The 19,723-nt window shown below is 60.3% G+C and carries 15 protein-coding genes; 5 read left to right on the top strand and 10 right to left on the bottom strand.

What is annotated here, in order from left to right; genetic code table 11:
- Window positions 1–31 precede the first annotated feature (31 nt).
- Genes CUJ90_RS03300 through CUJ90_RS03285 form a run of 4 tightly spaced genes read right to left on the bottom strand, consistent with a single transcriptional unit; the run spans window position 32 to window position 4,750 of the window.
- A complete protein-coding gene (locus CUJ90_RS03300) occupies window positions 32–1,909 on the bottom strand; it encodes a polysaccharide biosynthesis protein (protein WP_083085738.1) in 1,878 nt (625 codons plus the stop codon).
- Between the two features lie 11 nt (window positions 1,910–1,920).
- On the bottom strand, window positions 1,921–2,943 hold the full coding sequence (locus CUJ90_RS03295) for an MraY family glycosyltransferase (RefSeq protein WP_083085737.1): 1,023 nt from the start codon (window positions 2,941–2,943) through the stop codon (window positions 1,921–1,923).
- 8 nt (window positions 2,944–2,951) lie between these two features.
- Entirely contained in the window at window positions 2,952–3,908 is a 957-nt protein-coding gene (locus CUJ90_RS03290) for a UDP-glucose 4-epimerase family protein (protein WP_114161966.1), read from the bottom strand.
- Window positions 3,905–4,750, bottom strand: a complete 846-nt coding sequence (locus CUJ90_RS03285; RefSeq protein ID WP_114161965.1) for a glycosyltransferase family 2 protein — start codon at window positions 4,748–4,750, stop codon at window positions 3,905–3,907. The genes CUJ90_RS03290 and CUJ90_RS03285 overlap by 4 nt, the downstream gene beginning before the upstream one ends.
- Window positions 4,751–5,128: 378 nt before the next feature.
- Between CUJ90_RS03285 and CUJ90_RS03280 the strand changes: the two genes are divergently transcribed.
- The 4 genes from CUJ90_RS03280 to CUJ90_RS03265 all read left to right on the top strand — a co-directional run bounded on the left by CUJ90_RS03280 (window position 5,129) and on the right by CUJ90_RS03265 (window position 11,520).
- Window positions 5,129–6,268 (top strand): hypothetical protein, encoded by a 1,140-nt coding sequence (locus tag CUJ90_RS03280; protein WP_114161964.1) that lies wholly within the window; start codon window positions 5,129–5,131, stop codon window positions 6,266–6,268.
- Between the two features lie 167 nt (window positions 6,269–6,435).
- Complete coding sequence (locus CUJ90_RS03275; protein WP_114161963.1) at window positions 6,436–9,183, top strand: rhamnosyltransferase WsaF family glycosyltransferase; 2,748 nt, start codon at window positions 6,436–6,438, stop codon at window positions 9,181–9,183.
- Entirely contained in the window at window positions 9,176–10,408 is a 1,233-nt protein-coding gene (locus tag CUJ90_RS03270) for a glycosyltransferase family 4 protein (protein WP_114161962.1), read from the top strand. The genes CUJ90_RS03275 and CUJ90_RS03270 overlap by 8 nt, the downstream gene beginning before the upstream one ends.
- A gap of 59 nt (window positions 10,409–10,467) precedes the next feature.
- Window positions 10,468–11,520, top strand: coding sequence for a methyltransferase domain-containing protein (locus tag CUJ90_RS03265; RefSeq protein ID WP_114161961.1), 1,053 nt, complete (start codon window positions 10,468–10,470; stop codon window positions 11,518–11,520).
- Between the two features lie 101 nt (window positions 11,521–11,621).
- Here CUJ90_RS03265 and CUJ90_RS03260 read toward each other — a convergent pair whose 3' ends face one another.
- The 5 genes from CUJ90_RS03260 to CUJ90_RS32590 are packed head-to-tail and all read right to left on the bottom strand — an operon-like array spanning window position 11,622 to window position 17,760.
- Entirely contained in the window at window positions 11,622–12,341 is a 720-nt protein-coding gene (locus CUJ90_RS03260) for an ABC transporter ATP-binding protein (protein ID WP_027801963.1), read from the bottom strand.
- A gap of 7 nt (window positions 12,342–12,348) precedes the next feature.
- Window positions 12,349–13,197 carry an ABC transporter permease gene (locus CUJ90_RS03255; RefSeq protein WP_244219965.1) on the bottom strand — a complete coding sequence of 283 codons (849 nt, stop codon included), beginning with the start codon at window positions 13,195–13,197 and terminating at the stop codon, window positions 12,349–12,351.
- A gap of 38 nt (window positions 13,198–13,235) precedes the next feature.
- Window positions 13,236–14,195, bottom strand: coding sequence for a glycosyltransferase family 2 protein (locus CUJ90_RS03250; protein WP_114161960.1), 960 nt, complete (start codon window positions 14,193–14,195; stop codon window positions 13,236–13,238).
- A complete protein-coding gene (locus CUJ90_RS03245) occupies window positions 14,195–15,166 on the bottom strand; it encodes a CgeB family protein (RefSeq protein WP_114161959.1) in 972 nt (323 codons plus the stop codon). The genes CUJ90_RS03250 and CUJ90_RS03245 overlap by 1 nt, the downstream gene beginning before the upstream one ends.
- The gene (locus tag CUJ90_RS32590; RefSeq protein WP_161553680.1) at window positions 15,154–17,760 is read right to left on the bottom strand and encodes a glycosyltransferase family protein; all 2,607 of its coding nucleotides are present in this window, start codon (window positions 17,758–17,760) and stop codon (window positions 15,154–15,156) included. The genes CUJ90_RS03245 and CUJ90_RS32590 overlap by 13 nt, the downstream gene beginning before the upstream one ends.
- Window positions 17,761–17,924: 164 nt before the next feature.
- On the opposite strand from CUJ90_RS32590, the gene CUJ90_RS03235 reads away from it, so the two are divergent.
- Window positions 17,925–18,821 carry a glycosyltransferase family 2 protein gene (locus tag CUJ90_RS03235; protein ID WP_083085722.1) on the top strand — a complete coding sequence of 299 codons (897 nt, stop codon included), beginning with the start codon at window positions 17,925–17,927 and terminating at the stop codon, window positions 18,819–18,821.
- On the opposite strand, the gene rfbD is transcribed toward CUJ90_RS03235, so the two are convergent.
- Window positions 18,818–19,720, bottom strand: a complete 903-nt coding sequence (rfbD, locus tag CUJ90_RS03230; protein WP_114161958.1) for a dTDP-4-dehydrorhamnose reductase — start codon at window positions 19,718–19,720, stop codon at window positions 18,818–18,820. The genes CUJ90_RS03235 and rfbD overlap by 4 nt on opposite strands.
- Window positions 19,721–19,723: the final 3 nt, after the last annotated feature.

Below are 19,723 nucleotides of genomic sequence, written 5' to 3'. Positions count from 1 at the left end.
CATCGTGCAGACTCATCGCACCGCTTCGGTTCTACGACGCCCGCGTCGCCACCTCGACGCTGCGCAATGCGGGCGCGGCGGCCGGCTGGTATTCCGGCACCCAGCGCCGTAGATCGCGGCGCACCTCGTCGTCGCTTAGCACGCGATGCTGCATCAGCCACGGCAACAACTTGTCCAATAGATCGTCGGATACTTCCCGCGCACGCGCGATCCGCAGTTTGGGATGCGGCGTGCGTGTCGTCGTTTCGTCGCATGCGAGCAGTTCTTCGTAAAGCTTTTCGCCAGGACGCAAACCGGTGAACACAATTCTGATCTGCTCCTCGGTAAAGCCGTACAGGCGGATCAGGTCACGAGCCAGGTCGACGATCTTGACGGGTTCACCCATGTCGAGAATGAAAATCTCGCCGCCATGCCCCATGCTCGATGCCTGCAACACGAGTTGCGACGCTTCGGGAATGGTCATGAAGAAGCGCGTGATCTCCGGGTGAGTGACCGTGACCGGACCGCCCTTCGCGATCTGCTGCTGGAATTTCGGAATCACACTGCCGGCGCTGCCGAGCACGTTGCCGAACCGGACGGTTTCGAACTGGGTGCGAGAACTGGTCTGCTGCAAGGCCTGGCAAGCCATTTCCGCCAGCCGCTTGCTTGCGCCCATCACGTTGGTCGGGTTGACCGCCTTATCGGTCGAGATGAGCACGAAGTGCTTGACGTCGTGCCGGATCGCGGCGCGCCCGACCCGATAAGTACCGAGCACGTTGTTGCGGACGGCCTGCCACGCGTTCTGCTCTTCCATCAGCGGGACGTGTTTGTAGGCGGCCGCATGAAATACGATGTGCGGCGTGTGGCGCGACATGACCTGATCGAGCAGCAGCGAGTCCTTCGCATCGCCAATCACCGGAATCACGGACAGGCCGGGGAAGCGGTCATGCAACTCCTCGGTGAGCCGATAGATCGCGAATTCGGACAGGTCATAGGCAATGAGTTGAGCCGGCTGAAACCGCAAGATCTGACGGCATAACTCGGAGCCGATCGATCCGCCCGCGCCCGTGACCATGACGATCCTGTCGCGCAGCAGCGCCTCGACATGCGGCGTATCGATGTGGACGGGATCACGGCCCAGCAAATCCTCGAGATCGATCTGCCGCACGCGCGACAGAAACGCCTGGCCTTGCGTGACATCCGTCAGCGCGGGGAGCACGAGGGCGCGCACGCCGGCGCGCACGCACAGTGTCGCGACGCGACGCTGAACATCCACCGAAGCCGACGGAATCGCGATGATCGCGTATTCCGTCTTCAGTTCCTCGGCCATTTGCGGCAATGCGCTGATGGAGCCCAGCACCTTGTAGCCGTAGATTTCGCGCCCATGCTTCGAAACGTCGTCGTCGAGCAGGCCGACGAGACGCCATTCGCTCGAACGGGAGAGTTCACGCGCGAGATTGGCGCCCGCGTTGCCGGCGCCGAGCACGACTACCGGCTTGCCCTGGCCGACGAGTCCGCCGTATAGATAAAACTCCTTGGTCGCCCGATACAGCGCGCGCGCGCCGCCCATTGCGAGGAACAGAAATAACGGCGACACGACCAGCACGGAGCGCGGCACGATCGGCACCGGCTGGACCATCACCGAGACGACCATGGCAACCAGCGCGCCGGCGACCACGGCTTTTGAAATGCGGACGAGATCCGGCAAGCTCGCGAAAACCCACATGCCGCGATACAGGCCGAAGATGCGGAACATGACGCCGTAGACCGGCAGCACCCAGAGGAGAGAGTGCAAGGCGCCGACCCGGAAGTCTTCGGGAACGGTGCCGTTGAAGCGGATGATGTACGCGACGAGCCAGGAGCCGGCCACCGCGCATAAGTCGAAAAGGAAAGCGCTGAAAGACAGCCAGGTGGCCTTGGTTCTTAGCATCAGCGTCTACCTCAGTTATCGGACAGTGTTGATTGAAACCGACGCCAGCGCAGATCGATTACCGCGCCTGCTACACAGAGAACGACGATCCAACCGGCAACCACGCCCCACTGAAAAACAGGGGCGCTGCCCAGCGCACAAAGAGCAAGCATTATGCCAGCTACCATCAGGACATACCACGCCAAAGCTGTCCGGGCGTGCCCGATGCCGGAACGCACCATACGTTGATAGTAGTGCTCGCGGTGAGCTTGCCAAAATTTTTCGCCGCGAAGCAGCCGCCGCGCCAGGGTGACCGACGCATCGGCGATGAACGGCGCGAACGCCATGACGGGGAACCACACGGGCCAGACGGCCGCGCGCCAGCCCCAATAGCCGAGCGCACCGGCCAGGAAGCCCAGCGAGATGGAACCGGCGTCGCCGAGAAAAATACGCGCCGGGTGGAAATTGAACAGCAGGAAGCCGAGCGCCGCGCCTGCAAGCGCGCTGGCCGACCACGCGAGTTGCGGCAGAGGATGATCGCTGAGCAGGGCCGCCGCCGCGTAGCCGGCGAAACCGAACAGCGCCATGCCGCCTGCAAGACCGTCCGCGCCGTCCATGAAATTGTAAAGATTGACCAGCCATAACATCAAAAACGCAAGAATTGCCAGGAACCACCAGGGCGCGTCGGCGGGAAACAGCGCGACCAGTCCGACCACGGCGACCATGTGCGCGGCGAACCTGACGCGCGCCGGCAAGCCGCGACGGTCGTCGAGTTGCGAAACCGCCGCCAGAAAGGCCGTGCCCAGCGCGGCGTACCACAGGCTCGGCGCGAGCAGCAGCGTTGCCGCCACGCCCACCGGGACGATGCCCCAGCCACCGACGCGCGGGGTCGGCGCGACGTGCAGCGAGCGGTCGTTGGGGACGTCGGTGGCAAGCCGCCAGGCGATGCCGGTCTTGAGCAGCGCCCACAGAATGGCGGCGCACGCGCCAGCGGAACCGAGCGCGATCAAGGTCACGGTCATCCAGATCGGGAGCGTGGAAATGTACGTCGACATGCGCGCCCTCAGTGCGTGGATCGATACCAGCGGGCGGTCGCAGCCAGCCCGTCGTCGGTCGAATACGGCGGCTGCCAGTCGAGCGCCGCGCGAATCCGGGCGGTGTCGAGCTGCAAGGCGCCCACCAGCCGGTCGACTTGCGCCGTGCGCCCGCTCAAGCGGCCCGCGAGCCGCAGCCAGCCGGCAGGCACCGGCAGCAACCGCGCGGGCTTGTGCAAATGACGGCCGAGCGCGCGCGCCAGTTCGGCGACCGTGGGCGCGTCGCTGTCCGCGACGTGGAAGCATTGGGGCGTGGCGCGCGGGTCGATTGCACAGTGCATCAGCGCATCGGCCAGGTTGTCGACATAGACGAGACTGCGCCGTGCGCTGATCGCGCCGAGCGGCAAAGGCACGCCCTTCCAGATTGCGTCCATCAGACGCAGGAAATTGGCGCGCACCTGGGGCCCGTAAACCAGCGGCGGACGCACCGTCACCACGTCGAGGCCGGTTTCCTCGCCGTAGCGCGACAGGGCCTGTTCGGCGGCAAGCTTGGAGCGGCCATAGGCGTCCTGCGGGGCCGGCGGGTCGTCTTCACGCAACGGACGGCCGGGGTCGCTTTCAGCCAGCGCCTTGACGCTGCTCACGAATACGAAGCGCCGCACGCCGTGATGCCGCGCGGCCTGCGCGACGCGTAAAGCGCCTTCGACATTGGTCGCGTGAAACGCCGCGTCGGGGTCGGCGGCGTTGTCGCGCATGACATGGACGCGTGCCGCGAGATGGACGACACAGTCGGGTGTCAGCGCTTCGGGCCATGTGCTTGCAAGACCGGCGAAATCCCGGGTGGCATCGACCCACTCATCCACATCACTCACGCAGCCGCCCGCTTGCCGCACCAGGCCCGTGACGTTATGACCGTGGTCGACCAGGGTTCGGCATAGCGCCCGCCCGACGAAGCCGTTCGCACCGGTGACGAGAATCCGGCTCATAGCCATTTCCAGCCGAAGCGGCGAAAGAATTTGTACGCCGATGCCGCGAACATCTGGATATGCGCGGAGCCCTTGCGCGCCGCGCCGCCGCCGTGATGCAGCACGCGCACCGCGGGTGTGTAGACGACCCGGGTGACGTCATGGGCTCGCAGGCTCAGGTCGTAGTCCTCGAAGTAAAGGAAATAACGGGCGTCGAAGCCCTTCAGCTCCTTGAGCACGGACGTGCGGAACAACATGAAACAGCCGCTGACGATCGGCGGATCCCATACGACGTCGTGCGCATTGATCCGGTCGCGCATCTCGTAGAGAGCAAGACGACGCCTGAAGAGCCGGCGCAGTTGCGCAGGCAGAAAACCGCGTGCGAACAGATCGAGAAGCGTCGGGTAGCGACGGCATAAGAACTGCTGGTCTCCCTGCTCGTCGCCGATCCAGGGCGTGATGAGACCTGCCTCGGGGTGCGCCTCGAAAAAATCGAGCGCGTGGTCGAGCGCGTCGTGCTCGAGTTCGATGTCCGGGTTCAGCACCAGGTGATAACGGCTGCTGATGCGCTCGATCGCCAGGTTGTGACCGCGCCCATAGCCCACGTTACCGTGCCCGGCGACGATCGTGCAGACGACGCCGTGCGCCCGGAGCGCGTCAAGGGTCGCGGATACGTCGGGCAGCCCGCCGTTGTCGATCAGGTGGAGTGCGATCGGAAAGCCCGGCCGCCTGGCAATCAACGCATCACAGGCAGCGCCGAGGCTTGCAAGCGTGCTTTGCAATTTCGCCATATCCGGCCGATAGACCACGACGGAGACGGACAAACCTTCAATTGTGGAACGGGGCGCGCTTGTGGCATTCATGTGGACGAAGCGGTCTGGCGCCTCTTGGAAATTATCGTAAGGAGGGCCGCAACAAAAGCGCAAGTGTGCTTAAAAGCGCCGATTAGAGCAACAGGCTTTGCGCTTTGTTACTCGAACGGCATGCGGATAGCGGCATAAAACAGAAAAATTGCGTTGAATATGCACGCCACGTGGTTCGGCAAGACGTCGCGGCAAGCCGGGTAAGCCACGGTAAGCATGGGACGCCGAGGTCGGGGGTTGTCAAACGTTAAGTAAATTGGACAATTAATGCCCATTGAGGAAAACGAGAGCGATGAAAGCTCGATTGACGGCCCGCCGGGGCTCCTCTTGTACAATTCGCCACCCGTCGAAATCGATTCGCGTCTTTAGCCGCTAAATATGAGCCACCACGTAATTATCGCCGGCACCGGACGTGCCGGCACCAGCTTTCTCGTTCAATATCTCGCCGCCTGCGGCCTGGAAACGCATCTGGCGGCGAACCCGGACGACAAGCTCGATGAGAACGCAAACGCGGGCCTGGAAGACACGCCGATCGCCGGCCATGCGCTGCCGTACATCGTCAAGTCTCCGTGGTTGTTCGAGGTGGTCGACGACCTGATGGCGAGGACCGACATCACCCTCGACGCGGTCATCATGCCGATGCGCGACATCGTCGAGGCGGCGACAAGCCGCGTCATACTCGAAATGCGCGCTCGCTACGGCAACGAAAACGTGGATCCCCAGGTGGCGCAATGGGAGACCTGGGGCCAGACGCCCGGCGGCATCGTCTATTCGCTCAATCCGATCGACCAGGCGCGAATCCTCGCCTTGGGTTTCCATGAAACGGTGAGGGCGCTCGTCAAAAAAGATGTCCCGATGATTTTTCTGGACTTCCCCCGGCTCGTCGAGGAAGGAGATTATCTCTGGTCCAAGCTCGAACCGATTCTGCAGACCCGCATCAATCGGCAGGACGCGAACGCTGTCCACTCGAGGATCGCGGATTCCGGCAAGGTGAGAGCCGGCAAGGAGATTGGCGAAGCTGCAAAGCAACAGGCGCAGTCGGGCCAACCGGAGAAGCTGTCGAAGAGCCAGGTCTCATTTCCGTCGCATGAAACGCTCGATCGCGCGGCGCTTTTACGCGAACTCACCCGCCTGCGAGGCGAAGTCAAGGCCAGGTCGGCGGACGCGGTTCACTGGCAAGGTCAGGCCGAGCAAGCGAGCGCACTCGCCGATCGTTTGTCCGCGGAGAAAGAGGGGCTCCGCTCACAACTCGAACAAACGATACGGGAAGCGGCTGACGCACAAGCCAGAGCGGAAGCCGATCTGAAAGCGCATGAAGAAGCAGCGCGAATGCACGCCAGCGAGCTTGAGCAGCAGTTACAGCAGGATTACGAACAAAGAACGCGAGATGAGCGAACAGAAGCCAGTGCTCGAATCGCGGCGCTCGAACATTCGATCGCCCATCTACGCGACTCCACCTCGTGGCGCGTCACCGAACCGATCCGTGTGATTGCCCGGCGAGTCCGCGGCAGATCGTAGCGCATATCCGCGTTCTTCGCGGATCGATTCGCCCGGAGGCCGCTGCCAGGCGGGCCGCACCGGCGCCAGCGGTGCCCGTGAAATGACCTTTCGTGGTAACGAACGACAAGCCGCCGTAATCTCTGGATATAATTTGTGCCTCCTTTCGCAACAATATCTCGAGGCGCATGAATACGGCCAACTTGCCTGTCGGTACCGCTGGACCGGCCGACCTCCCCGATCTATCCGTCCAACGACTGTACGATGATCGGCTCGACCCTCTTTTTTGGGTAGCGGACCGAATTGATGCGCATAGCGCGTGGAGCGGGCATATTCCCTTCGCGCACTGGATCATAAGTGCGGTCAAGCCAAGGCTATTCGTAGAACTGGGCACTCATACGGGCGTTTCCTACGCCGCGTTCTGCCTGGCCATCGAGCGCCTCGGCCTCAATACGCGTTGTTATGCGGTGGACACCTGGACCGGAGACCCGCACGCAGGACGATACGGCGACCAGATCTTTGCCGATCTGGATCAGTATCACCGCACCAAGTTCGCGGCATTCTCCACGCTCATGCGCTGCACGTTCGACGACGCGGCACCGCATTTCGCGGATGGAACGATCGATCTGCTTCATATCGACGGTCTCCATACCTACGAAGCGGTCAAGCACGATTTCGAAACCTGGAAAAGCAAGCTAAGCGATCGAGCCGTCGTTCTGTTTCACGACACCAACGAGCGACATGACGATTTCGGCGTATGGAAATTATGGGCGGAACTGCGAACGCAATTTCCGTCGTTCGAGTTTCTTCATGCGCATGGTCTCGGCGTCCTTGCCGTCGGCGCGAATGTCAGTGAAAGCGTCAGCACGCTGTGCGCACTCGGCAATGCGGACGCGGCGACGGTCCGCAACCGGTTCGCCCTGATAGGCGGACGCTGGGAAGCGGAGCAAAGAGAAAAAGGACATATCGAATACGCGGGCGCTCAGGCTCAAGCACACGTCCAGGCTCTGAACGACGCGCGAGCTTCCGCGAACGCGGAACTCGAACAGGCCAAAGTCGGCGAGCGGCAGATGGCCGCTCATGTCGTGGAGGCCGAGGTCAGGGAGCGAACCGCCAACGCGCGTGCCGCCAAACTCGAAGCAACGCTCAGACGCGAGCGGGACGATCATGCGCGCGAGATAGCGGCGATGAGTGAGCGCATTCATGCCGCTCCGGCAGTTCGTCCAGAAGTGGAGAAAGCGCTCGCCGATGAGCGGGCGCAACGCATGGCGATCGAATCGAGCATATTCTGGCGCCTGACAAGCCCGGCTCGAAGCTTTCTTACTTCACACCCGGCAGTGCATCGCAATGCCGTCCGCGCCGCCAAGGTCGTGTTCTGGTCGCTGCGAGGCCAACTCCGCACCAAGCTCGTGGAGCGCAGGCAAAGAACGGAGGCCGCGGCCATCATCAGCCGCTCTCCTCTTTTCGACGCCGCCTGGTACGTCTCTCAATACCCCGATGTCGCAGCCTCCGGTCTGCCGCCCGCGTTGCACTACGCGGTGGTCTGGACCGATCGCAGAAATCCCAGCCTCAAGTTCGACGCCAACTGGTATCTGAGCCACTACGCGGATGCTGCGGCAATGCAACTCAATCCTCTCGTCCACTACGAAAAGTATGGACGAGAACAAAATCGCGCCATTCAACCGGTTTCCCGCTCGCCTTCCGTAGCGTCGAATACGTATGTTCATGCGGCGCAGGGAATCCGTCATCCGATCGACGTCCGCGATTTACTCAGCCAACACTTTGCGTCAATCGCCCCATTGCGCACGTACGCGGTGACCGGCGAGCCGAGGCGCGTCACCTTGGTTACCGATAGCATTGGCCCCGGTAGTTTGTTCGGCGGGGTCGGCACCTCGATCGTGTTCGCGGCTTCGCTGGCCAAGCACATCGGCGCACGGTTGCGCCTCGTTACGCGAAGCGAACCGGCTGATCCGAATGCATTCGGGCATATCCTCAAACTGAACAATATCGACTGGCACGACAACATCGACTTCATTTTCTCGGGGATAACCGGTGGACACGAAGTACCGGTAGGACCCGACGAACTGTTCGTCACCACCTCATGGTGGACCACCAGATCGGTGCGACAGATAGCTCACCCGGACCGCATTATTTATCTGATGCAGGAAGATGAGCGAATGTTCTATGCGCACGGCGATGAGCGACTTCGCTGCATTGAAACGGTCAGCGATCCGGACATTCGCATCGTGATCAACACCAGGATGCTATTCGATCATTTGACAACCGGTCCTGATGCACTTGCGAACGTATCGCGGAACGGCGCGTGGTTCGAACCCGCATTTCCGACACTGTTTAACGGCGAGAACCATCCGAAGGCGACGAACGGCGTGCGTCGATTCTTTTTCTACGCTCGCCCGCATAACCTTCGCAATCTGTATTGGAGAGGCCTCGAAGCGATTAGCGCGTGCCTGGAAGATGGAACGCTTCCCGCCGAGCAGTGGGAGTTCCATTTCGTTGGCAAGGATATGCACGACATCGAACTGCCTCATGGTATTCGGCCGTTCTTTCACCAGAATCTGCCGTGGCAAGACTATATCGATCTGGTGCGGACCATGGACGTTGGACTGTGCCTCATGGATACTCCCCATCCCAGCTATCCGCCGCTTGATCTCGCGGCTACGGGCGCCGTTGTCGTCACTAATCGAAGCGGGCTCAAGAAGTCTTTGGAACGATATTCCCGCAACATTCTCTGCGCCGATCACAGTGTGAGCAGCCTCAAGCAGGAAATCGTCAAAGCCGTGGCATTGGCAAACGATCCAGTGAGAAGATCGGCGAACTTCGCTCAAAACAAGATCGGCGAAAACTGGTCCGAATCTCTAAGCCAATGCCTGTACCAGCTTTACCCTGACGCGGGCTCGGAGGGGCGTCATGTTTGAGTCTGCCCTCACGGACCGTATCGAATACAGTGACCCGTGGCACCTCACGTTCGAACAGCGCTTTTCGATGCTGAACACCGCGCCGACGCGTGTCGCCTATTTCTATGAAAGGCCAGACAACAGCACGTTCCGGTACAGAATTTTCAATATGGTCGAGGCGCTCAACGCGGAAGGCGAGGTGTCCGCGTCCTGGTTCCACTACGGCGACATAAAGAGAATGCACGCGGTGATCGATCAAGTCGATGCGCTCGTGTTTTGCCGCACCAGATACGCGCCGTGTATTGCGCAACTGGTGTCCCACGCGAAAAACCGTGGCGTGCGAGTGCTGTACGACGTCGACGATCTGGTGTTCAACGCGGACTACGTGCATCTGGTCCTGGACACGCTGGACCGGGACGTCGACCAGGAACCTGTGCTCGACGATTTCTTCGCTTATTGCTCGCGAAACGGTGCTTTGTTACGGGCGTGCGATGGCGCGATTACGACCAATACATTTTTGGCGCAGCAGATACGGACTTTTGCGCCACATGTCACCGTCGGCGTCATACCCAATTTTCTTAACCGCGAGCAGCAGGCGGTATCAGAGCGACTTTTCAGGCGCAAGGAAGTCACTGGCTTCAAGTCGAGCGCTCCATACCACATAGGCTATTTCAGCGGATCTCCCACGCATAACCGTGACTTCGCCGTGGTTTCGCAAACGTTAGCGCAGTTGCTCAGGCAAGACGACGACCTTCGGTTGGTGATCGTCGGATTCCTGCAACCGGGGCCATCGCTCGAACAGTACGCGGATCGCATCGACCGATACCCGCTCCAGGATTATCTGAATCTTCAGCAGCTAATCGCGCAAACCGAAATCAATATTGCGCCACTCATCGACAATACGTTCACGAACTGCAAATCCGAACTCAAGTTTTTTGAAGCGGCGATTGCCGGCACGATCTCGATAGCCACGCCGATCTTCACATTCCGCAATTCGATCGTCGATGGAAAGACCGGGTTTCTCGCCAAGTCTCACGAGTGGGAAGCCAAGTTGTCGCGTGCGCTGATGCTATTACGCGACAGGGACGAGTACGCGAAAATGGCGGTAGCCGGTTTCGACTACGCGAAGCAGAACTATGGCTGGGACCAATATGGCAAGACAATCGTCAACACCATTTTCGGCAAACAGATTTCACCCCACAGCGACCAGATGAGTAGTCCCGAAGCAGCATTAGCTCAACTCTAGGCGCGCCCCGCCCCGCCGTTCGCAAGACGACGGAGGGCGCCCTAAAACCGGAGACATGCATGGACCGCAGAGGCAAATTGATTGATGGATTGGATCTACAAACGGCCGTCGGCGTCGAGATAGGAGCCCTCTGCAATCCGATATTGACCAAGGCCGATGCAGCGGTCATTTACGTGGACTACGCCGACGCCGACACACTTAGACGGCACTATCACGGCAATCCCCACGTCGATCCGGCAAAGATCGTCGAGACCGACGTTATCTGGGGAGCAAAAACATTAAAAGAGTCCCTGAACCGGGAAATTGACTTCGTCATCGCATCCCATGTCGTGGAACATGTCCCGGACCTGGTTGCCTGGCTCAATGAACTCCATTCAGTCTTGTCTCCCTCCGGTGAAATCCGACTCGCGGTGCCGGACCGACGCTTTACCTTTGATTTTCTCCGCAGGGAAACCCAACTCGCGGAAGTTCTGGCGGCTCATCTGACGCACCCTCGAGCGCCACAGCCTTATTTCATTCTCGACTATTTTCTGAATGCCATTCCAATCGATGCCATGGCCGCGTGGCGAGGCGACATTCACGCCGAGAACCTGAGCCGAACCGCCGATGTGCGTCGCACATTAGAGCGCGCGAAGAACGCTTTGGAAACAGGCGTGTATTGCGATGCGCACTGCTGGGTTTTTACCCCTTATTCGTTCGCAACGTTGATGGAGCAATTGGCCGCGGCGGGGCTCGTATCCTTGAGTTGCGAACAGTTTTTCGACACGGAGCGGGACACCATAGAGTTTTTCGTCGCCCTCCGCCCCTGTGAAGATAGGGCACGTGTCGTCGATAGCTGGCGACGCATGGCCGAGACGTGCAATGTCGAGGCTCCCGATACCGCCGAGAGCACCGCTATCAGCGATCTCACCAACCAGTTGTCGATGGCGACAGAAGCGTTAGCGGCAACCCAAGCCGACGTCGAGCGACTGCAACAGACGCTCAACGTTACCGAGGCTCGCTTGCAAAACGCGCTCAAGACCATCGAGTCGATACATCACTCGAGTTCGTGGCGAGTGACCGAGCCGCTAAGAAAAATGAAAACCACGCTCAATAGACGCGCCAGTCGATAAACACGCCGGCGAGTGGTTGTTGCTCCCGTTCCGCGCACGATTGACGGGAGCGGCGGACGCCCTGCTATCTCGCCGTTCAACGGCCTGCGCAAGCGATACGTTCACACCGATATCTCGGTAATCTTGCCGTGCTCGAATGAAAATACCCGATTGCACATGCGCTTGACCATGTCCGGCGAGTGCGACGCCAAAACGAGAATGGCCGATTCCTCGACAACCTGAGTGAGGCGCTTTGCGGCTTTGTCGTTGAACGACGCATCGCCCACGGAGAGCCATTCATCCATGAGCACGATGTCCGACTTGACCGCGGTCGACACCGCAAATGCCAAACGCAACATCATGCCGCTCGAGTAGGTACGCACGGGCATGTTCAGGAAGTCTTCGCCGAGTTCGCTGAAAGCCGCGATTTCGTCGAGCTTTTCCTCGATCTCGGCGGGCCGCAAACCCATGATGATTCCGCGCAGAAAGATGTTCTCGTAGCCGGTCGCCTCAGGTTCCATGCCGAGAGACATGTCGATCAGCGATACGATGCTGCCTTTCACGACCAGGCGTCCGGACACTGGCGGATACACGCCCGCCAGAACCCGCAGCATGGTTGTCTTGCCCGCGCCGTTGTGCCCCACGAGACCGACCCGGTCACCCGGCCGAAGCTCGAACGAAACGTCGTCGAGGGCGCGCACGGTAACGCGGCGCCCCGCGTCGGAAGCGACCCGTCCCCCGGTCGTTGCGCTAAGCAACGATTTCCGCAGCGATCTATGCGACGCGTTGTAGATCGGGAATTCGACCAGGAGGTTCGTCGCGCGAATATAAGATTCAGTCATCAATTAATCAAAGCCAATACGCAATGCGGTCCTTGAAGCGACCTTGCAGCATTACGCCAAAAATGAGGAGGATTGCCGCCGTTGCCAGCGACCACAGCCACGACTCGACAGGAAACCTTGCCTCGATCAACGGAGCCCGGACGATCTCGATCAAATGCGCAAACGGGTTATAGGTGGCGACCCATTGATGCTGCGGACCGAGCGCCGAGGGGCGCCAGATGATCGGCGTGATATAGAACATCACCAGCATCAGGTTTTGCACGATCATCGGCATATCGCGAAAGCGCGTGCAGAACACGCTCACGATCAGCGAGGCGCCCATCATTGCCGCGCTGCCGAGCAGCAGTCCGGGCAATGCGAGCCAGGCGACCCAGGTCAACGGCGGAGCGAGCCACACCAGGACAACGATAATGATGACGCAGTTGTGCGCCAGGATAATCAGATTGCGCATCAGGATCCGCAGCAGATAAACCGCCATCGGGAAGCGGATCTGCTTGATGATGTTCTCGAACTGCGTAAAGCCCAGGCAGGCTTCATTGATCTGCGTCGAATAGAACGTCCAGACGATATTACCGACTGCAAAGAACGGCAGATAGGCGCGCACGTCGCTCTTGAAAAGCACTGACCAAAGCAGGCCCATCGTGCCGATCATGACGCCAGTCGAAAGCGTTACCCAAAACGGGCCGAGAACGGACCTTCTATAACGTTGCCGGATGTCGTACCAGGCCAGTAGCGCCCAAAGATGCGGCGTGGCCAGTGCCGCGAGAAACTCGCGAAGTCCACCGTAGCTTTTCAGGGTGTTGTCGTGTTCCATACGATTCCAGCAAATTACGAACGAGTATTGTATCTGAAGCACTTCTTCCGAAGCCGTCGCATACCAGCGCTGCAGAGCCGCTAAGGCGCCGCCGCTTCGGCTCTGAGCCCGTCGCGGATTCCGCGCGTCATCGCCGCGAGCCGTTTTGCGCGGGGCGCCACGCACAAGGTCTGAGCGACAAACGACAGCACCAGCACGCGCGTCCAGTATCTCTTCCACGGCGCGCTAACCAGCCCCGACCGGAACAAGGCAAGCGTGTTGCGGAAGAAGAAATAGTTACGTAGGGGCGCATGCACGCTCAGCTCTCTCCACCGGAACAGCCACACGCGGATAACGCGCTCGCCTATCGCATGGTGAAGCAAAGCCGCCGGCTCGCAGAACAGCCTCAAGCCCCGCGCGGCGGCTCGAAAACACCATTCCACGTCCACCTGGTCGATAAAAAACGATTCGTTCATCGGGCCCACTGCCGACAATGCCTCGATCGATATGAGCGTTCCCGAGGCGATCAGATAATCGGCTTCGATCGGTCCTGCGTCAACCGCGGGAACGGCAAATGAAGCGCGGCCCTCACGCGATCGCGCGACGGGCGCGCGCTTGCCGGTTCGACGGTCGACCGCCACCGCACCGACGGCACCCACCGGGATGCCTTGACTGGACAGTTGCTGGCGCGCTCGAAGCAGGCGCGCCACCATGCTGCCGTCGGGCACGCTGTCGTGATCGAGAAGCAGAATGTCGGTCGCGTGGTGTGCCTTGGCCAACTCCATGCCGGCGTTCTGCGCCGCAGCAACACCGGCGTTCCGCCCGAGCGGAAGGAACACGATGCGATCGTTTTCCAGAAGCGAAAACCTGGACACGTCCTCACGCGAGCCGTTATCGACCATCACCAGACCGCTGACTTGTGCAAGCGTGGCCGCGACCAGTTCGGCAAGACAAACCGCGTCCGGATTGAACGTGACGACGACCGCGAAGATGCGGCTTTCACCGGTCTGCCGCGCCGCAAGACGGTCCGCCGTTGGCTCGCTCGTTGGATCTTCGGCCATCACGCGCGCGTGACCGAACGAACCGTGTTCAGGATGAGTTCCGCCCGGTTCCTGTACGTGTGATCCGCAAGCGCACGGCGCTGTGCCGCCTGGCTATAGCGGATCGCGAGTTCGGGATCGTCGCGCAACGCGTCGACTTGCCGACGCAACTCTTCGGGGGAATCGAAGAGGAGAATCTCACCGTTATCGGGATCGAAATAGTCCAGTATCTCCAGCCCTTCGACGAACATGCACTGCACAGCGCCTGCCATTGCTGCCTCGAAGGTCCGCGGACCGGGCGTCGATGCATCGAGATTGAAGCGCTCGTTTGCAAGGTTATAGCGACGCCCGATGTTCAGCGTCACAAGCGATCTCGCCGACCAATCGGGCAGCGCGGAATTCGCAATTCGCTCATTACGGGCAAACGCGATATCGGTGGGCCAGCCATCGCCGAGCACTTCGACCTTCAAACCCGTGAGCCGCGGCGCGCAGTCGCGCAGCAACTGCTGACGGTTCGGGAATCCGACTCCGCAAAAAAACACGTCGCGGTCCTTGATGCCGCCGGTCTCGCGAAAGTGAGCGTCGCGATCAGCCGCGAGCGGGACGTGGTACGTGTGCGGGTGCTGATAATGGGTGGCGGCCCAGCGATCGTTCGAGAAAATGATGTCCGCGACGTCCAGAATCTTGTAGTGATAGTCGAATTCGTACGGATCGTCGTGCAACCAGAAACTCAGCACGGCGCCGGAGCGCGCGCAGTGGTTGCGCAGCCCATGATAGATGGAGGTCTGCGGCATACACGAGCCGAATACGACCACGAGCTGGGGCGAGAACTCCGCCGCAATCTGCTCGGCTGCTTCGAGCGAAGAAGTGCGCACCGCGGCATCCCCGAGCACCTCGCCGAAGCCGCGGCCCACGTAACCACGCAACACCGAGTTATTGTTGACGGCATCCAGCGACGCACCGCAAACCAGTACGCGTTCTATCGGCGCCATAGAATCCTCTTGCCGTGTTTAACAAAAAGCTTGAATGTCTGCACCGGTCCTCTTTCCTTATAGAACTGATAGACACGGACGGCCCTGCCGCCGCGCGGACCGGCGGGCCGCCACCGCGGAATTCGCGTCCGCCCCACCGTCTGATGGGTCCACGCATTCGATTGCAGGACGATGCCGTAGTCCTTGAGCACGGGAAGCCGTTTCGGCGGCTCATGCTGGGTCGACTGCGCGGGCAACGAACGAAGTAACGGGCTGTACACGGCGTTCAACGCTTCCACATGCGCGGTCAAGGTTTCATACAGCCCGCTTGTGATATTCGCCTTCAGCTTCGCGAGCAGATGCCGGTCTTCCGCCAATAAGCGAATGGCGTCGATCAGATCGCCTTCACTCTGCACGCGAACCTTGAGGCCGTTCACGCCATGCGACACGCGTTCACCGAGTGCGCCGATGTCGGTGACGATCGGCACGATGCCCTGCTGCCACGCTTCTGAGAGCGTCAGGCAATAGGTCTCGGGCCAGATCGATGCATGAACCGAGACTTCGCATTCGGATAAAGCCTCGGGAATGTCATCCGCGGAATATGAGCCATGCAGCGTGATGTTGGGATACCGAGCGGTATCGGTGAGTTCCTCATAGCCCAGGTTGACGCGGCCAAACACATGGAATTCGACAGGCGCATCGGCAAGGCCGGCGAATGCGTGAAGCAGAACGTCGCCCCCTTTCTCGGGCGTCAAATTGCCGAGAATCGCCACTTTCAGTGTGGGTCGGCCGCCTTGTCCGCCTTGCTCGACCTGCGTGGTTGGCCCGGACGACTTCGTCGAGTCGGCTTGCGTCGGTTGCGAAGCTCGCACGGTGGGGATTTCCCCCGCGGGCCGACCGGACGCAGTTCGGCGCGGCACGTCGTCATGAATCGGGACCGGGACTATTTTGAGCCCGCGATGCTCGCGCACTGCCGGGTAAACGTCGCTCAATATGTCGCGAGTGCCGGCGGTGTTGAACACCAATACGTCTGTTGCGCCCAGCACGCCATTCCAGAAATTCCGGCGTGTGGCCTGCGAGCCTGGCGGAATCGAATGCTTCTCCAGCAGGCAGGTGTCGCATTGCGCCAGCGAGACCTTCGGCGCGCCGCAAAAGCGCCCGTTGAATGAGATCAGATTGAACTCATTACAGAGCGGCAAGAAATCATGCGCGGTGATCGCGGTCGGCACACCCAAGCCCTTTGCCACATAAACGAGCGAAGGCACGTGGCCGATGAAATGATGAAAGTGAACCAGGTCGATCTGGTAGTCGACAAGAATCGAATAGAACGCTTGCTCGCGTTCCGCCGATGCCATCAACACCGGGCTATACCCTTCCCTGAACTTGACGCTTTTTAGCACGGTGTAATCGTGCGAAAGCAGATGGGCTTCATGGTGATGACCGCGCTCGCCAGGCACGTAGAAAAGGACATCGAACTCCTCGCGCAGCGCCGTGCGCATCCGGTCGAGATACACCTCCACTCCGCCAAAGTTGCCGCGCTCCACCATGTTGTGACAGACGAAGAGGAGCGTCTTGCGGGTCTTGCTACCGGAAGCACCGGCGGCTGCGGGCTCGTTGCCGGCACGCCATTCGACTGGCTTTGCAGGCGTGAGAAGCCGCGAGTGATCGAGGATCGTCGCAACACGCCGGTCATAGGTATGGTCGCGGAAAGCGCGCTCCCGCGCGGCTTGCGCGATGCGATTACGGTAGGGACGATCGTTGACCAGCACCGTGGCTTTCTCGATGAATTCGCGCTCGGTGTCGAAAAACAGGATCTCCTGCTCGGGAGCAAACGAGTGCGCAACCTCCGCCAGCGAACCATGGACGAGTTGCGCTCCGCCCGCTAGCGCCGCTTCGAACAGGCGCGGAGGTGGCGTCTCGGCAAAATCGCGCGTACCCGAAGCTGAAAATTTACGCGGCAAGACGACCGTCGCCGCGCTGTGATTCACAAAGCGCCCGAAGTCGACCGGCGACGTTCGCCATGACAACATGCTCTCGGGCATGTCGACGTCGCGCGGCGGCAGATGTTCGTTGGTCGGCAGCGCAAGCTTGAAACGCCAGTTGGGGGGTATGTCTCTCAATACCGAGCGAACGAACGCCGTGCGATTGGGCCATGCCGTCCCGGCGAAAAACAGCTCGTACCGCAGCGGCTTGTCGGCCGGAATCACGGCGTGGTCGTGAAACTCGGTTGCCCCCGCGAGCGGCAGATGACGTCCCTTGGGACCGTAGTTGTCGACACTGGCCGAATCGTTGGTGAAGACAAGATCGAACAGCTTCGAATGACGACCGTTGACATCGATCTCGTAAGGATCTTCCGTGACCCAGAGGACGGAACGGCCACACAACGTGGATAAACGCTCGCAGAGAATCGCGTCGAGTTCCTCGCCGTCGAAAGCAACGAACAGATTGCAGCGATGCTCGTGCGCGACGCTCAGCGCATCGAGCGGATCGGCCTTCCTGACAAACTCGACATCGGGATTGCGCTCGAACGCGCTACCCAGCGCGATACAAATATAGTGGTTCGGATTTCGATACTTCGTATCGAGCAACACGATGCGAAATTTGTCAGCTTGCATGTTTTCCTAACATCAGTTCAAACGCGGCACGCCACGCCCTCAGTGCCCCAGCCCAAGCGGTCGCTATACGAGCGCCAGCTACGCGTCGCGCAGCAGACGGCTGAATTGACCACTCCTCGTTCTTCGATTACCCTCGCTCTCGATCCCGACAGGAATTCCCAGTAGTGTCAAACCGAACTTCAGCCGTCATTGTCACCTACGAACCGGAAGCCGAAGCGCTTCTGCGTCTTGCGAAGCATCTTGCGCCGCAGGTTCAAGCGGTGTTCATCATCGACAACGCGTCCAGCAATTTCCCGGCATGGAATGCAGCGCTCGAACCCGTCGTGACCGGCATCATCCGCCTGTCGTCGAACAATGGAATCTCAGCGGCTCTGAATCGCGGCTTCACCGCCGTTCAGACGCACACGACGAGTGAGTTCTGCGCACTGTTCGATCAGGACAGCACCCCGCTCGACGACATGATCCAGCGGCTCGAAACACATGCCGACCAACTCGCGTCGCGCGCCCCGTTTGCGCAGATCGGCCCGTACTTCTTCGAGACCAACCGCGGCTATTACCTGCCGTTTATCGAGTTCCATCATGGTTTCCCGCGCCGCAAGCGTGACGATGGCGGGCCGAGAGTCACGACAGCCGACTATCTCATCACGTCGGGCGCACTGATATCACTCGCCGCGATTACGAAAGTCGGTCCAATGGACGAAGACCTGTTTATCGACTACGTGGATATCGAATGGGGCTTGCGGGCGAAGGCGAAAGGCTATCAAAGCTATGGCGCCTACGACGTCACGATGACGCATACCATTGGCGAAAAGGCGCTTGAAGTCGCAACCGTTCGCCTCGCGGTTCACAAGCCGATCCGACGTTACTACTACTATCGCAACGCATTGCTGCTTTGCCGCCGCCCTTACATTTCACTCAGCTGGAAAGTCAACGAACTGTGCAGGCTAGCGATCAAATTCGTTATCTTCGCCCTGCTGTCCAGTCGCCGGCGTGAAGACATCGTAATGATGAGCAAGGGTATCTGCGACGGTCTTCGCGGCAAAGGCGGCAAGCTCGATTAAGAACGCACGAGTGAGTCGAGACTCAGCCGCAACGCGTCTTCCCATTCCGGCGCCTTGACTCCGAACGTCGCATACAGCTTATCGTTCGACATCCGCGAATTGGCCGGGCGTGCGGCGGGCGTTGGATAGGAAGCGGCGGGAATCGGCTTGACCGTGGGCTTTTTCGCCAACGTCGAGTTGTCGAAGATCGCTTGCGCAAAACCATGCCACGACGTTGCGCCTGAAGCCGTGAGGTGATACACGCCGGAGTTCCGCTTCCACCAGTCGTCGGGATCACCTACTACTGATTGCGACAGTACATTCGACGTCAACGTTGCGATGGTGTTCGACCATGTCGGCGCACCGATCTGGTCGGCCACCACGCTCAGTTCATCGCGCTCCGCGCCGAGGCGCAGCATCGTCAGCAGAAAATTCTTGCCGCGCGTGCCGTACACCCAGCTCGTGCGGAAAATCAGATGCGAGCAGCCGGAAGCCGCGATCGCCTGTTCGCCGGCAAGCTTGCTCTTGCCGTACACGTTCTGAGGATTGACCGCGTCGTCTTCGACATAAGCGCCGATCTTCGTGCCGTCGAAGACGTAGTCGGTTGAATAATGAACCAACGCCGCGTTCAATCGCCTGGCTTCTTCCGCCAGAACCGCGGGCGCCTCCGCGTTCAGGCGCATTGCCAGATCGGGTTCGCTTTCCGCTTTATCGACAGCCGTGTGCGCGGCGGGATTGACGATCAACGTCGGCTTGACTTCCCGCACGACGCTCCTCACCTGATCGAGATTGCCAAGGTCGAGACGGCCGCGATCGAGCGCGACAACCCGACCCAGACCCTGAAGGCTGCGCGCCAGTTCAAAGCCGACCTGGCCATTCACGCCAGTCAGCAGGATAGTCGCGGGTTTCCGTGTAGTCATTCA

Source organism: Paraburkholderia terricola (assembly GCF_003330825.1).
Lineage (GTDB): Bacteria > Pseudomonadota > Gammaproteobacteria > Burkholderiales > Burkholderiaceae > Paraburkholderia > Paraburkholderia terricola.
Note: the sequence above shows the minus strand (reverse complement) of the source record. Positions and strands in the feature narration are given on the sequence as shown.

Excerpts from the sequence above, each read along its gene's own strand:
- CUJ90_RS03270 (WP_114161962.1), top strand. The coding sequence starts at position 9,176 with ATGTTTGAGTCTGCCCTCACGGACCGTATCGAATACAGTGACCCGTGG.
- CUJ90_RS03290 (WP_114161966.1), bottom strand. The coding sequence starts at position 3,908 with ATGAGCCGGATTCTCGTCACCGGTGCGAACGGCTTCGTCGGGCGGGCG.
- CUJ90_RS03280 (WP_114161964.1), top strand. The coding sequence starts at position 5,129 with ATGAGCCACCACGTAATTATCGCCGGCACCGGACGTGCCGGCACCAGC.
- CUJ90_RS03245 (WP_114161959.1), bottom strand. The coding sequence starts at position 15,166 with ATGGCGCCGATAGAACGCGTACTGGTTTGCGGTGCGTCGCTGGATGCC.
- CUJ90_RS03285 (WP_114161965.1), bottom strand. The coding sequence starts at position 4,750 with ATGAATGCCACAAGCGCGCCCCGTTCCACAATTGAAGGTTTGTCCGTC.
- CUJ90_RS03275 (WP_114161963.1), top strand. The coding sequence starts at position 6,436 with ATGAATACGGCCAACTTGCCTGTCGGTACCGCTGGACCGGCCGACCTC.
- CUJ90_RS32590 (WP_161553680.1), bottom strand. The coding sequence starts at position 17,760 with ATGCAAGCTGACAAATTTCGCATCGTGTTGCTCGATACGAAGTATCGA.
- CUJ90_RS03250 (WP_114161960.1), bottom strand. The coding sequence starts at position 14,195 with ATGGCCGAAGATCCAACGAGCGAGCCAACGGCGGACCGTCTTGCGGCG.
- CUJ90_RS03260 (WP_027801963.1), bottom strand. The coding sequence starts at position 12,341 with ATGACTGAATCTTATATTCGCGCGACGAACCTCCTGGTCGAATTCCCG.
- rfbD (WP_114161958.1), bottom strand. The coding sequence starts at position 19,720 with ATGACTACACGGAAACCCGCGACTATCCTGCTGACTGGCGTGAATGGC.
- CUJ90_RS03295 (WP_083085737.1), bottom strand. The coding sequence starts at position 2,943 with ATGTCGACGTACATTTCCACGCTCCCGATCTGGATGACCGTGACCTTG.
- CUJ90_RS03300 (WP_083085738.1), bottom strand. The coding sequence starts at position 1,909 with ATGCTAAGAACCAAGGCCACCTGGCTGTCTTTCAGCGCTTTCCTTTTC.
- CUJ90_RS03265 (WP_114161961.1), top strand. The coding sequence starts at position 10,468 with ATGGACCGCAGAGGCAAATTGATTGATGGATTGGATCTACAAACGGCC.